Annotated in this window: 14 protein-coding genes; 10 read left to right on the top strand and 4 right to left on the bottom strand. The window is 72.7% G+C overall.

Translation table 11 applies throughout. The annotated features are described in order from the left end of the window. Positions 1-25 precede the first annotated feature (25 nt). Genes O7602_RS19450 through O7602_RS19425 form a run of 6 tightly spaced genes read left to right on the top strand, consistent with a single transcriptional unit; the run spans position 26 to position 6183 of the window. A complete protein-coding gene (locus O7602_RS19450) occupies positions 26-715 on the top strand; it encodes an isochorismatase family cysteine hydrolase (RefSeq protein WP_281584065.1) in 690 nt (229 codons plus the stop codon). 11 nt (positions 716-726) lie between these two features. Then, complete coding sequence (locus tag O7602_RS19445) at positions 727-1416, top strand: cysteine hydrolase (protein WP_281584064.1); 690 nt, start codon at positions 727-729, stop codon at positions 1414-1416. A 12-nt stretch (positions 1417-1428) separates the two neighbouring features. Next, on the top strand, positions 1429-3054 hold the full coding sequence (locus O7602_RS19440) for a regulator (RefSeq protein WP_281584063.1): 1626 nt from the start codon (positions 1429-1431) through the stop codon (positions 3052-3054). Positions 3055-3090: 36 nt separating this feature from the next. Beyond that, positions 3091-3474 carry an AtzH-like domain-containing protein gene (locus O7602_RS19435; RefSeq protein WP_281584062.1) on the top strand — a complete coding sequence of 128 codons (384 nt, stop codon included), beginning with the start codon at positions 3091-3093 and terminating at the stop codon, positions 3472-3474. A gap of 40 nt (positions 3475-3514) precedes the next feature. Further along, on the top strand, positions 3515-4294 hold the full coding sequence (locus O7602_RS19430; protein ID WP_281584061.1) for an ABC transporter ATP-binding protein: 780 nt from the start codon (positions 3515-3517) through the stop codon (positions 4292-4294). Next, positions 4279-6183 (top strand): hypothetical protein, encoded by a 1905-nt coding sequence (locus O7602_RS19425; RefSeq protein WP_281584060.1) that lies wholly within the window; start codon positions 4279-4281, stop codon positions 6181-6183. Before O7602_RS19430 ends, O7602_RS19425 begins: the two co-directional genes overlap by 16 nt. Positions 6184-6223: 40 nt before the next feature. Here O7602_RS19425 and O7602_RS19420 read toward each other — a convergent pair whose 3' ends face one another. The 3 genes from O7602_RS19420 to O7602_RS19410 all read right to left on the bottom strand — a co-directional run bounded on the left by O7602_RS19420 (position 6224) and on the right by O7602_RS19410 (position 9298). Beyond that, positions 6224-6643, bottom strand: a complete 420-nt coding sequence (locus tag O7602_RS19420) for a PPOX class F420-dependent oxidoreductase (protein ID WP_281584059.1) — start codon at positions 6641-6643, stop codon at positions 6224-6226. A 121-nt stretch (positions 6644-6764) separates the two neighbouring features. Next, a complete protein-coding gene (locus tag O7602_RS19415) occupies positions 6765-8072 on the bottom strand; it encodes a cellulose binding domain-containing protein (protein WP_281590403.1) in 1308 nt (435 codons plus the stop codon). Between the two features lie 422 nt (positions 8073-8494). Beyond that, a complete protein-coding gene (locus tag O7602_RS19410; protein ID WP_281584058.1) occupies positions 8495-9298 on the bottom strand; it encodes an SDR family NAD(P)-dependent oxidoreductase in 804 nt (267 codons plus the stop codon). Between the two features lie 79 nt (positions 9299-9377). Here O7602_RS19410 and O7602_RS19405 point away from each other — a divergent pair, with 79 nt between their 5' ends. The 4 genes from O7602_RS19405 to O7602_RS19390 are packed head-to-tail and all read left to right on the top strand — an operon-like array spanning position 9378 to position 11619. Beyond that, entirely contained in the window at positions 9378-9782 is a 405-nt protein-coding gene (locus tag O7602_RS19405; protein WP_281584057.1) for a helix-turn-helix domain-containing protein, read from the top strand. Between the two features lie 50 nt (positions 9783-9832). Further along, the gene (locus O7602_RS19400; RefSeq protein WP_281584056.1) at positions 9833-10330 is read left to right on the top strand and encodes a YcxB family protein; all 498 of its coding nucleotides are present in this window, start codon (positions 9833-9835) and stop codon (positions 10328-10330) included. A gap of 19 nt (positions 10331-10349) precedes the next feature. Beyond that, a complete protein-coding gene (locus O7602_RS19395) occupies positions 10350-10808 on the top strand; it encodes a hypothetical protein (protein ID WP_281584055.1) in 459 nt (152 codons plus the stop codon). A 43-nt stretch (positions 10809-10851) separates the two neighbouring features. After that, positions 10852-11619, top strand: a complete 768-nt coding sequence (locus O7602_RS19390; RefSeq protein WP_281584054.1) for an FCD domain-containing protein — start codon at positions 10852-10854, stop codon at positions 11617-11619. A 1-nt stretch (position 11620) separates the two neighbouring features. On the opposite strand, the gene O7602_RS19385 is transcribed toward O7602_RS19390, so the two are convergent. Continuing rightward, positions 11621-12760: a mandelate racemase/muconate lactonizing enzyme family protein gene (locus O7602_RS19385; protein WP_281584053.1), complete on the bottom strand. Its 1140-nt coding sequence runs from the start codon at positions 12758-12760 to the stop codon at positions 11621-11623. Positions 12761-12785 lie beyond the last annotated feature (25 nt).

The raw sequence follows: 12785 nt of genomic DNA, 5'->3' as shown, positions 1-12785 counted from the left end.
GTGACGACGACAGCAGGGAGTGAGGATGGGCAGCATCGGGCCGGTACCGGCCAACCCCTACCCGTGGCCGTACGACGGCGCGGCGGACACCGCGCGTACCGCTCTGCTCTGCATCGACTGGCAGACCGACTTCTGCGGCCCGGGCGGCTACGTCGACGCGATGGGCTACGACATCGGCCTGACCCGGGCCGGGCTGCCGGCCACCGCCCGGCTGCTGGCGCACGCCCGGTCCCTCGGGATGCTCGTCGTGCACACCCGGGAGGGCCACCAGGCCGACCTGTCCGACCTGCCGGCGAACAAGCGCTGGCGGTCGGCGCGGATCGGCGCCGAGATCGGCGCCCCCGGCCCGGCCGGCCGGATCCTGGTCCGGGGCGAACCGGGCTGGGAGATCGTGCCCGAGGTCGCCCCGGCGCCCGGCGAGGTGATCGTCGACAAGCCGGGCAAGGGCGCCTTCTACGCCACCAACCTCGACCTGGTGCTGCGCACCCGGGGCATCACGCACCTGATCCTCACCGGCATCACCACCGACGTGTGCGTGCACACCACCATGCGCGAGGCGAACGACCGGGGATTCGAGTGCCTGATCCTCTCCGACTGCACCGGCGCGACCGACAAGGCCAACCACGACGCGGCGCTGCACATGGTGACCATGCAGGGCGGCGTCTTCGGCTGCGTCGCCACCGCCGACGACGTCATCGCCGCCACCACGGAATGAGGAGCAGCAGCATGGTGACCGTCGCCGCCCGCCCCGCCCCCTACACCTTCGACGTCCCGAGCACCGCGCTGCTCGTCATCGACATGCAACGCGACTTCCTGGAGCCCGGCGGGTTCGGTGAGAGCCTCGGCAACGACGTCGGCCAGCTCCGCCGCACCATCGCCCCGCTCGCCGCGCTGCTCACCGACGCCCGCGCCGCCGGCCTGACCGTCATCCACACCCGCGAGGGGCACCTGCCCGACCTCTCCGACTGCCCGCCGGCCAAGCTGCGGCGGGGCGCGCCGAGCCGGCGGATCGGCGACCCCGGACCCAACGGCCGGATCCTGGTCCGGGGCGAGTACGGCCACGACATCGTCGACGAGTTGGCGCCGCGACCCGGCGAGCCGGTCGTCGACAAGCCCGGCAAGGGCGCGTTCCACGCCACCGACCTGGACTCCCTGCTCGTCGCGCGGGGCGTCCGCAGCCTCCTGGTCACCGGTGTCACCACCGAGGTGTGCGTGCACACCACCGTCCGCGAGGCGAACGACCGCGGGTACGAGTGCCTCGTGCTCGCCGACTGCGTCGGGTCCTACTTCCCGGAGTTCCACCGGGTCGGGCTCGACATGATCGCCGCCCAGGGCGGGATCTTCGGGTGGGTCGCCGACTCCACCTCGGTCCGCGCCGCGCTGCCCACCGCCTCCCTTCCGCAGCCCTCCTCCTGACCTGGAGCAGCCATGGTCCCCACCAAGTCCGCCGCCGTGCCGCTTCCGTTCTGGGTGCGCGGCGACACCAACGCGTTCTTCGGTTTCGGCGTCAACGTCCTGGTCAACGTGCTCACCCTGACCGGGCTGTGCCTGGCGGTGGTGAACCTCCCCGAGGGGGAGGTGTTCGGCACCATCCTGCCGGCGCTCGGCATCGCCCTGGTGGCCGGCAACATCTACTACACGCACCTGGCGCGGCGGCTGGCCCGGCGGGAGAACCGCACCGACGTGACGGCCCTGCCGTACGGGCCGAGCGTGCCGCACATGTTCATCGTCATCTTCGTCATCATGCTGCCGATCTACCTGCGCACCGAGGATCCGGTGCGGGCGTGGGAGGCCGGGCTGGCGTGGGCGTTCATCATCGGCGTGATCGTGCTGATCGGCGCGTTCGTGGGTCCCTACATCCGCCGGTACGCGCCGCGGGCCGCCCTGCTCGGCACGCTCGCCGGCATCTCCGTCACGTTCATCTCGATGAATCCGGCCGGGCAGATGTGGCGGATGGCCTGGGTCGCCCTGCCGGTCTTCGCGCTGCTCCTGATCGGCCTGCTCACCGACGTGAAACTGCCGTTCAACTTCCCGATCGGGCTCGCCGCGCTGCTGCTGGGCACCGCGATCGGCTGGCTCGGCGGGGCCATGTCGGTGCCGGACGTCACGGCCGCCGCCCGGGACGTCGCGGTCGCCGTACCCTCGTTCCGGGTCGACCTGCTGCTCACCGGGCTGGGTGACATGGCGCCGCTGCTGGCGACGGCGATCCCGCTGGGGGTCTACAACTTCACCGAGGGCATGTCCAACGTGGAGAGCGCGGCGACCGCCGGGGACAACTACAACCTGCGCAGTGTGCTGCTCGCCGACGGCGCGGGTGCGGTGATCGGGGCGGCGCTCGGCTCGCCGTTCCCGCCCGCCGTCTACGTCGGGCATCCGGGCTGGAAGGCGGCCGGCGGCCGGAGCGGCTACTCGATGGCGACCGGCATCGTGATCGCGGTGCTCTGCTTCCTGGGCATGTTCGGCCTGCTGGCGACGATCTTCCCGACGCCTGCCATCGTGCCGATCCTGCTCTACATCGGGTTGCTGATCGGCGCGCAGGCGTTCCAGGCGACACCGCGGGCGCACGCCGCCGCCGTGGTCGCCGCGCTCATCCCGAACATCGCGGCGTGGGCCACCAGCCAGATCGACAACGCCCTGGCCGCGGCCGGCACCACCGCCGCCGCGGTGGGCGACGACGCGCTCAACGGCGCCGGCGTGGTCTACGACGGCCTGCTCGTGCTCGGCCGGGGCGCGATCCTCGCCGGCCTGGTGCTCGGCGCGACGGTGGTCTTCATCATCGACAAGCGGTTCCTGCGGGCCGCGATCTTCGCCGGCACCGGCGCGCTGCTGTCCTTCGTCGGGCTGATCCACGGCGAGAAGATCGAGTGGAACGCCAACGGTCCGGTGGCGCTCGGCTACCTCTTCATCGCGGTGATCTGCGCGGTCTTCGCGCTGGGCCGTCCCGCGCCCCGAGTCCCCGACGAGGAGGAACGGGAACTGGACCGCCGGCACGAACCGCCCGTACCCACCGGCCCGGTCGCCGTCGAACAGCCGGCGCCGGCGGTGCGCGGCTGAGGCCGGCGGACCCGACGGCGGAAGGGGACGAACCGCATGGAGATCGACCGGTCGGACGTGGTGGCCGAGGTCACGGCGGCCTTCGCCGACTACGAGCAGGCGTTGGTCGACGGCGACGCGGACCGGATCTGCGGCTGGTTCTGGGATTCCGACCGGACCGTGCGGTTCGGCCTCGCCGACCACCAGTACGGCCTGGACGAGCAGCGCAAGTGGCGGGCCGCGCAGCCACCGCTGCCCGCCGGCCGCCGGCTCGTCGACCCGATGGTCACCACGTTCGGACCCGACCTCGCGGTCGTGACGACCCGTTTCGGGTACGCCGGGACCCCCGCCACCGGCCGGCAGACCCAGACCTGGGTACGCCTGCCGGCCGGCTGGCGGATCGTCACGGCGCACGTCTCCGAACCCGCGTCACCCGACTAGGATCGGCCCGACCATCCCCGTCGGACGGAAGTGTCTCCCCATGCGACTGCCCGCACCGGACAGCTCGTCGCCCGCGCTGGAGCTGACCGGGCTGGTCAAGCGCTTCGGCCCCAAGACCGCCGTGCGTGACGTCACGCTCTCGGTGCCCGCCGGCTCGTTCTACGGGCTCGTCGGCCCCAACGGGGCCGGCAAGACCACCGCGCTGTCGATGGCGGTCGGGCTGCTCCGACCGGACGCGGGCCGGGCCGCGATCTTCGGCGTGGACGTCTGGTCCGCGCCGGTCGAGGCCCGCGCCCTCGTCGGCGTGCTGCCCGACGGGCTGGCGCTGCCCGAGCGGCTGACCGGCCGCGAGCTGCTGGTCTACCTGGCCCGGTTGCGCGGGCTGGACCGGGCCACCGCGGCCGGTCGGGCCGAGGAGCTGCTCGACATCCTCGACCTGCTCGACGCCGAGCGCACGCTCGTCAACGACTACTCCACCGGCATGCGGAAGAAGATCGGCCTCGCCACCGCGCTGCTGCACGCCCCGCGACTGCTCGTGCTCGACGAGCCGTTCGAGGCGGTCGACCCGGTCTCCGCGTTGACCATCCGGGGGATGCTGCGGACCTTCGTCGCCGGCGGCGGCTCGATCGTGCTCTCCAGCCACGTCATGGCGCTCGTCGAGCAGGTCTGCGACCACGTCGCGGTGATCGACGCCGGTCGGGTGGTGGCCGTCGGCACGCTGGCCGAGGTGCGGGGCGGTGAGAGTTTGGAGAGCCGCTTCGTCGAGCTCGTCGGCGAGGGCGCCGGCGCCGGGAGGGTGCCGTCGTGGCTGGCGTCCTGATCGCGATGCGCCTGCGGGTGCTGGCGCACTCGCTCACCGGCTCCCGCGCGGCCGACATGATCACCGGTGGGGTGGTGGGCCTGCTGCTGGCCGTCGGCACCATCGCGCTGGCCGGCACCGACCTCGTCCCCGGCGCCGCCCGCGCCGACCTGCTCGCCGTGCTGCTGGCCGGCTGGATGTTCGGCTGGCTCCTCGGTCCGGTCTACACCGGCGGCGGCGAGGACAGCCTGCGGCCGGAGCACTTCAGCCTCCTGCCCCTGCGACCGCTGCGCCTCGCGTCCGGCCTGCTCGCCGCCGGGTTCGTCGGCATCGCGCCGGTGGTCAGCCTGGTCGCCTTCGCGTCGCTCGTCGTCTACGCCGTCGGCCACGGCGCGGCAGGTGTCGCGGTCTCCGTCGCGGCCGTGCCGCTGCAACTGGTCCTGGTCCTGGTGTTGTCCCGGCTGGTGGTCGGGGTGCTCGCGGTCGCCGTCCGGTCCCGGCTCGGCGCCGCCCTGGCCGCGCTCGTCAACGCGGCCATGGCGGTGCTGCTCAACCAGTCCTGGGTGCTGATCTGGGCGGCGGTCGACTCGGAGCTGCTGACCTACGGGTTTCCGCCCCGGTTCGCCACCGTGCTGGCCTGGCTGCCGTCGTCGTGGGGGATGACCGCGATCGAGGCGGCCGGCGACGGCGACTGGGTCCGGGTGGCCGCCGCGCTGGCCGGGCTGACCGTGCTGATCGTCGCGGCGCTGGCGATCTGGGCGCGCCTGCTGGTGCGCCGGCTCACCACCCGCCCGAACCAGTGGGCGCCGACGGGCAGCGGGCGGCAGGGGTCGCCGCTCGACCGGCTCGCCGACCGCGGCGCCGCCGGCGTGGTCGCCGCGAAGGAGCTGCGCACCTGGTCCCGTGACCTGATGCGGACCCACCTGTTCTGCTACGCCGTCTTCTTCGGGATCCTCTACACGCTCGTCCCGCTGGTCGTCGACTGGTGGGGCATGCTGCCCTGGGCCGGGCTGATCGTCGCGGTGATGGCGGCGGCCACCTCGTCGAACCTGATCGGCCTCGACGGCACCGCCCTGTGGCTGGGCCTGGTGAATCCCGGTGGGGAGCGCGCCGAGATCCGCGGCCGGCAGCTCGCCTGGCTGCTCCAGGTCGCCCCGGTCACCATCGTGCTCACCGTCGTCGGCACGATCCTCGGCGGCACCGCCGAGACCTGGCCCTGGGCGTTGGCCCTGCTGGCCGCCACGCTCGGCGGCGGCGCCGGACTGCTCGCCCTGATCTCCGTCTACGCCCTGGTCCCGGTGATGGAGCCGAAACGTCGCAGCGGCAACCCGCTCGAAGCCGGCCCGATCTTCGGACAGGTCATCGGCGCCCTGCTGCTGACCTGCCTCACCGCGGCGCCCGCCGCCGCGGTCGCCTGGGCCGGCACCCACTTCGACCGGCCCGCGGTAAGCTGGGCGGCGGTCGCGGTCGGGATGGCCACCGGCGGATGGCTGACGATGTGGGGCGGCCGGCGGGCCGCGGACCGGCTGCGGGCGACCGGCCCGGAGCTGCTCGCCGCGATGCGCGGCGGCGGCACGGTGTCCCTGGGCGCCGTCGACAAGCGGGGGCGGGTCGCGGCGCCGGTGCCGAAACTGCCCAGGGGTACGTCGACGCTTGTCACCTTCTGCTGGACCTTCTGCTGGATCCCGCTGATCCCGCAGGGCCTCATCCCGCTCTGGATGATCCACAGCGGCAGCGACAGCCGGGTGTGGTTCGCCGCGCTCTACCTCGACGACCCGTGGCGCATCCCGGTCGCCCTGGCGTTCATCGCGCTCGGTCTCGCCCTGATCGTCACCGGCACGGTCATCCCGCTGCGCCACCAACGCCGGCACCGCCTCGACCGGTCACCGCGGGAGCCGAGCCTGACCTGACCGCTCGGGACGCCGGGTCGGAGAGTTTTCTTCGCCGGAGTCAGCCGACCTGGCTGCTGTCCTTCAGCGCGCCCCACCCGTGCCAGCGGTCGATCTCGATCAACGCGCTGACCCGGGCACGCTCCCGTCGCGGATAGGCGTCGCCGGTGTAGTGCCGCGCGAGCCGGTCGATGTCGGCGAGGCCCTCGTCGTCGCGCAACTCGGTGACGCGACCCATGATGCTCAGGTGCGTGTACCAGCCCTGCTCGTCGAGCACGGTGAGGGTGACCCGGGGGTCCTTGCGCAGGTGCGCCAGCCGGCGGCGGCCCTCGTCCATGTTCACCAGGATCCGGCCGTCGTCCCAGAGATACCAGGTGGCCGCGGAGACCGGTTGCCCGTCGGGGCGCAGCGTGGCGATGACTGCGGGGTTCGGCTTGCGCAGCATGGCGACGGCGGGCTCGGGCAGCGGCGGCTTCGACATGGCTCTCCTCTTCGCGACGGCTCTGTCTCCGCACTGTACGTACCGGCCGCGGCCGTCGCTCGCCGTACCGCGGGACGGGGGCCCGGAGCCGGGTGGCTCCGGGCCCGCGTCTGCGCCGCGGTCAGGAGGTGGTGCAGGTGACGTTGCCTGGTGCGGTGGCGCCGTTGCCGGTGGCGGTGAACCCGAAGGTGGTCGACGCGTTCGGGCCCAACGTGCCGTTGTAGGCGGCGTTCTGGACGCTCACGTTGCCCGTGGTGCCCGTGTTGACGCCGTTCCAGAGGCTGCTGATGGCCTGGCCGCCGGCCATGGTCAGGCGTACGGTCCAGCCGTTGATGCCGGCGGCGGTGTTGTTGGCCACGGTGACCTCACCCTGGAAGCCGCCCGGCCAGGTGTTGATGGTGCGGTAGGTGGCCGCGCAGCCGGTCGTCGGGGGAGTCGTCGGCGGCGTGGTCGTGGGCGGGGTCGTGGTGGGCGGGGTGGTCGTCGGCGGCGTGGTGGTCGGCGGGGCGGTCGTCGGCGGCGTGGTCGACTCGAACTGGCTGAAGAACCGCCAGATCTCGCCCGACGTCCAGGTCCGGGAGTCGTTCGGGCTGCCCGAGCCGTCGACCGGGCTGGGGGTGTGGTCGCCGTCGAACGCCGCCCACTGCACCGGGTAGCCGGACCGGCAGCCGGAGTAGGTGGTGGTGATGTGGCTGAAGCTGTTCAGAGCCGGTTCGCGCGGGCTCTGCGCGGTGCAGCCGTTGTTCCGGACGAACGTGTCGCGCAGCGACCGGCCCATGGAGATGTTCAGCACGCTGTCGTGGGTGCCGTGGATGCCGAAGTAGGGCACGGGCGCGGTGCCGCCGTTGCATCCGCTGAGGTTGGCGCCGGACAGGACGGCGACGGCGCGGATGACGCTGGCCCGGGCGCAGGCCACCGCGTAGCTCATGGCCCCGCCGTAGCTCCAGCCGAGCGCGAACCGCTGGGTGGTGTCGACGCAGAGGTCGTTCTCGACCTGCCGGGAGATGTCGTCGAACAGGGTCAGGTCCCGGCCGTTGGTGTTGGCCCAGCCGGCGTCGATGCCCTGCGGCGCGACGAAGATCGTGCTGTTGTTCGACAGCGGCAGCAGCCCGTAGTAGCCGGCCGACGCGACGTTGTTCGCCGAGCCGTTCAGCCAGTGGAAGCCGAAGACCAGGCGGTAGGGGTGGTTCCGGTCGTACCCGTCCGGGATCCGCAGGATGTAGCTGCGGTTCTGCCCGCTGCTGGTGATGGTGCGGGTGCCGTTGGACAGCGTGGGTGCCTTGCCGCAGCCGGCGGTCGCGGCGAGGGTGCCGTTCGTCGCGGCCTCCGCCGCGCCGCCGAAGCCGGCGTTCAGTACGCCGGCGGCGGTCGCCGCGAGGAGCACGGTGGCGGCAGCGAGGGACGAGAGAAGCTGTGTACGTTTCACTATTGCTTGCCTCCTTGCCAGTGGTGGTGGTGATCCGGTGCCCGGGCGCGCGCGGGGTTCGCCTGCGGGAGGGCGGGGGGACAGGGCATGCGGCGGGCCGACATCGTCCGGCAGCGACCCGCGGTCGCTGCCGTCGGCGCGACGGCCCGGACTGGTCACCGAGCGGCGGGAGGTGTGCCTCGGCGGCACCTTCCGACTGCCGGGGTGACCGGGAGCGTGCCCTTCGCTCCCTGTTCCGAAAGATAGCAGTTTATCGATAACATTCTCAACCGCCCGCGTTCCGGAACGCGCCCCGGTCGCCGGCCGCGCCGGCCGCGTTTCTCCCGGTCAGGTGCGGCGGTCCCCACCCGCGAAGCGCGCCGACGCCACCGAAACTCTCGCCCGGACCGCCGGAAACTTCCGGACGGCACGATGACTGTTAACGCTCACAGCCGGTGGGCCGTCAGCTCCTCCGTGAGGTCCATCAGGCGGTCGGCGTCGCGCGGATCGAGCGTGGGGAAACTGAGCGGGAGCTGCCGGTTCCGGTCGACCGCGGTCAGCGGCGCGGTCGGCGGCGCGTCCAGGAAACGGTGGATCGGAGCCACCGCCTCCGCGACCGGGCGCGCCATCACCGAGGCCGCCGCCAGCAGCCCGCGGACGACGAGCGGAAGGGTGCTCCGGTCGCCGCTTCTGGTGAAGCCGGGGTGGTAGAGCACGTAGCGGGCGCGACTGCCGGACCGGCGGGCGAAGCCGACGCCGAGCAGGTCGTTGGCGCGACCGGCCTGGAGCTGCGCGGTGACGGCCGAGTAGCCCGACACCAGCTGCGGATCCGACCAGCGGACCCCGCCCTTGGTGACACCCACACCGGCGACGTTCACGATCACCGGCGTGGCGGCCCGGTCCAGCGCCGGACGCAGCCCGAAGCTGAGCAGGTGACGACTGAGGTAGTAGAGCGCGAACGTGCGCTCCAGGCCGTCGGCGGTGACGACGCGGCGAGGCGCCACGGCGTTGGCGAACAGCGCCAGCGCGTCCACGACGGGGTAGGCCGTGACGAGGTGCTCGACGACCTGCCGGGTCTCGGCGACGCTTGACAGGTCGACGGGAAGAAAGGTGACGGAGGCGTCCGCCATCGCCTCGCCACGCTCGCGGTTGCGGCCGAGGACCACCACCCGGTCTCCGCGTGCGGCGCGTTCCAGGGCGAACGCGCGTCCCATCCCGTTGGTGCCACCGCTGACCACCACGACTGCCATGCCGCCCCCCGACTACCGTCTCCCGTTGACCGTGCTCATCCTGGGCGGGGGCCGGGCGGACGCGAAAGAAGGCACTTTCATGGCCACAGGAAACACCGGTGTGCGTACCGCGCTGACCGGGCACCGGTTGCCGGAGCCCGTTCCGGCCGGCGAGTACGAGCACTGCCCGGTCACCGACGTGCTGCGGCGGGTCAGTGACAAGTGGACGCTTGTGCTTGTCACCCTGCTGGGGCGGCGGCCGTACCGGTTCAACGAGTTGAACCGCGCCGTCGAGGGCATCAGCCAGCGGATGCTCACCCGCACGCTGCGCACGCTGGAGAGCGACGGCCTGGTCGAGCGGGAGGTGCTGCCGACGTCGCCGCCGAGCGTCGAGTACCGGCTGACGCCCCTCGGTGCCAGCCTGCTGGAGCCGCTCTCCGCGCTGGCCGGCTGGGCGGTCGACCACCACGCCGAGATCACCGCCGCCCGACGCGCAGCCGCCTGAGGTTCGGCGGGGCCCGCGCCCGCCGCCGCGCCGGGCACTATCGTTCGGGCGTGCACATCCGTTTCGACGTACCAGCCGATCCCGCCTACCCGGGCCGAGTGGCCGCCGCGCTCGCCAGGGTGCGGCTGCGCCGGTTCGGATACGTCGGCGCGGCCCTCGCGGCGGTCGGGGTGGTCGGTCTCGTCGTCTCCCGGGTGGTCCCGTCCGGCGGCCGGTTCTCGTCGCTGTGGACGGCGCTGATCGTCGGCGGGCTGTTGTCGATGCTCTATTCACCCTGGGTGCGGTGGCGCGCCCGACGCCGCTCCGGCCGCTACGCCGTAGACGGCGGCTACGACATCACCGACGACAACATCATGATGCGCAGCGGCTCGGAGTCCGGCGGCATCGCCTGGGACGGGGTCGCCCGGGTCGAGGACACCCCGGAGTTCTGGATCGTGTACGTCGGCCGGATGCCGGCGACCGTGATCCCGCGCCGGCTGATGGCCCCCGGGGACGACGACACGTTGCGCGCCTTCATGGCCGGACGTGGGCTGCTGCGGCGACCGTGATGATCGATAAGCTGCGGCGGTGCGATACGACGAACTCGAAGCGGAGATCCGACGGCTGGTCACCGGTGCCGGCGACGAGAGTCTCCGCGTCTTCGGCGCCGAGACGGTGGAGCGCATGGTCCGGGCCGAGGACCTGCTGACGGAGGACGAGCTCGACGAGGACGCGGCGGCGGCGCTGGCCGTCGCCTGTGACCGCGCCCGGACGGCCGGCGCGGCCGAGCTGCGCGCGCTGCTGACCCGCATCGACGACGGCATCCTCAGCGACGGGGACATGGATCCCGCGCTCCTGACCGTCGTCTCGGCGCTCGAACACCTGACGACCTACCGGGAGACGGGCCGGCGTGACGAGATCTACGAGCTGGCCATCCGCTCGATCGAGCAGGTCGACCACCAGGTCTCGGCCGCGCTCGACGACTTCCTCGCCACACCCGAGATGGCCGCCGAGTACGAGCGGATCCGGCGCCTGCTCACCGCCTAGATGTGCCGGCCGGCAACGGGCACCGTACGGCTAGGGTGTGGCCATGACGGCTCGCGTCGATGGGTTCGCCTTCCCGCCTCGCCGCCCGGCGGAGCGTCTGGGGGTGGCGGTGGTGAGCGAGCTGGTCGAGCTGGTCGTCACCGGCCAGCTCGGCGAGGGCGAGATGCTTCCCCCGGAAGGGCCGCTCAGCGAGCATTTCGGCGTGAGCCGCACGGTCATTCGCGAGTCGGTGAAGCGGCTCGAGGAGAAGGGCCTGGTGGTGGTCTCGCAGGGTCGCGGGACCCAGGTGGCCCGGGTCGGCTCGTGGAACATGCTGGACCCGTTCGTGCTGTCCGCGCTCATCGACAACGATGAGTCGCTGGGGGTTCTGGACGAGTTGACCGTGGTCCGGGGCAGCCTGGAGGGGGCCATGGCGGGCACCCTGGCGAGCCGGCGGACGACCGAGGAGCTGACCCGGGTCGAGCACGCGCTCGCGGCGATGCGCGAGATCCGGCACGAGACCGACTCGTTCCGGCAGGCGGACGTGGTCTTCCACTTCACGATCATGGAGCTGTCCCGCAACCGCCTGGCGGAGAACATCTGCAAGCGTCTCTACCGGCGGGCGCTGGAGAGCAGCCGCTACCACGGGCTGAAGTACGAGAGCGCGTTCGAGTCGACGCTCGACGAGCACGCGCGGGTGGTCGACGCCATCTCCCGCCAGGACGTGGCGGGCGCCGAGCGGGCGATGCGGGACCACATCGTCGGTTCCTGGCAACGACGCCGGTTCCAGGGGCCGCCCGAGGAGCCGGAGCCCGGCGGCGCCCCGGCGTGACTCAGCGCTCGGGGACGAGGCGCAACCCGGCCCGGTCGGGGCGGACGTGCGGACCGGCCGCCGCGGGCGGGTCGGTGAGCGCCGGAGCGGCTTCGAGGCGTCGCTCGTCGACCCGGATGCCGAGGCCCGGCAGGTCGCCGAGGACGATGCCGCCGTCCGCGATCTCCTGGTCCACCGTCAACCCGATCGGCCAGGAGAAGTCCTGGATCTCGCAGGCCAGGTGGTTGGGCACGGCGGCGGCGGCGTGCGCGAGTGGATTGGCGTGGTATGCCACCGGGCTGACCGGCAGGTCCCGTCCGTGCGCCACGGCGGCCGTACGCAGGAAGTGGGTGATGCCCCAGACGCTGCCCACCTGCACGACGTCGACGGCGTCCGCGTCCAGCAGCGGCCGGTACTGTTCGAGGCCGGTGAGGTTCTCGCCGGTGGCGACCCCCGCCCGGACGCCGCGGCGGACCGACGCGAGACCTGCCGCGTCCCACCGGCGCACCGGTTCCTCGATCCAGGTCAGGTCGACGGTACGCTCCAGCGCGGTGACGAACCGGACGGCCTGCGCGCGGTTCCACGCCTCGTTCGCGTCGAACATCAGGGCCGGGCGGGGCGAGTTGCGGCCGAGGATCGCCCGGATCGCCTCCAGCCGGCGCCGGTCCCGTTCGACGTCGTGGCCGCCCTTGAGCTTGGCGGCGCCGAAGCCGCGCTCGGCGAAGCGTTCGTACAGCCGCCCGAGCGCGTCGTCGTCGAGGGCGATGTCCAGCCCGGAGGCGTAGCCGGGGACGAACCGGTCGGCGGCGCCGATGGTGCGCCAGAGCGGCTCGTCGGCGGCCTTCGCCTTGAGGTCCCACAGCGCCATGTCGATCGCGCCGATCGTCCCGAACGTCGCGCCGGCGTGGCCGGTCTTGAAGACCTGGTTCAACATCCGGTCGTACAACGCCGGGGCGGACCGGGGATCCTCGCCGTCGATCGCGCGGAACACCCGCTCGACCTCCGGGTGCGCGCCGAGACCGACGCCTTCCAGGCCCGAGTCGGTCTCCAGGATCAGCACCGGCACGGCGGTACGGGTATCCGGCATGACCCCGTTGGCGTCGCCGATCAGCCGTCCCCAGTCGTGCGCGGTGGTGCGGCTGCGGTAGCCGGTGACCTTCACAGTGGTGTCCCCTCCGTGGGCGTCG

Source organism: Micromonospora sp. WMMD1128, assembly GCF_027497235.1.
Classification (GTDB): Bacteria; Actinomycetota; Actinomycetes; order Mycobacteriales; family Micromonosporaceae; genus Micromonospora.
Note: the sequence above shows the minus strand (reverse complement) of the source record. Positions and strands in the feature narration are given on the sequence as shown.

What these genes read in the sequence shown, in the direction of transcription:
- O7602_RS19450 (WP_281584065.1), top strand. Translation starts at nt 26, where the DNA reads ATGGGCAGCATCGGGCCGGTACCGGCCAACCCCTACCCGTGGCCGTAC.
- O7602_RS19445 (WP_281584064.1), top strand. Translation starts at nt 727, where the DNA reads ATGGTGACCGTCGCCGCCCGCCCCGCCCCCTACACCTTCGACGTCCCG.
- O7602_RS19440 (WP_281584063.1), top strand. Translation starts at nt 1,429, where the DNA reads ATGGTCCCCACCAAGTCCGCCGCCGTGCCGCTTCCGTTCTGGGTGCGC.
- O7602_RS19435 (WP_281584062.1), top strand. Translation starts at nt 3,091, where the DNA reads ATGGAGATCGACCGGTCGGACGTGGTGGCCGAGGTCACGGCGGCCTTC.
- O7602_RS19430 (WP_281584061.1), top strand. Translation starts at nt 3,515, where the DNA reads ATGCGACTGCCCGCACCGGACAGCTCGTCGCCCGCGCTGGAGCTGACC.
- O7602_RS19420 (WP_281584059.1), bottom strand. Translation starts at nt 6,643, where the DNA reads ATGTCGAAGCCGCCGCTGCCCGAGCCCGCCGTCGCCATGCTGCGCAAG.
- O7602_RS19410 (WP_281584058.1), bottom strand. Translation starts at nt 9,298, where the DNA reads ATGGCAGTCGTGGTGGTCAGCGGTGGCACCAACGGGATGGGACGCGCG.
- O7602_RS19405 (WP_281584057.1), top strand. Translation starts at nt 9,378, where the DNA reads ATGGCCACAGGAAACACCGGTGTGCGTACCGCGCTGACCGGGCACCGG.
- O7602_RS19390 (WP_281584054.1), top strand. Translation starts at nt 10,852, where the DNA reads ATGACGGCTCGCGTCGATGGGTTCGCCTTCCCGCCTCGCCGCCCGGCG.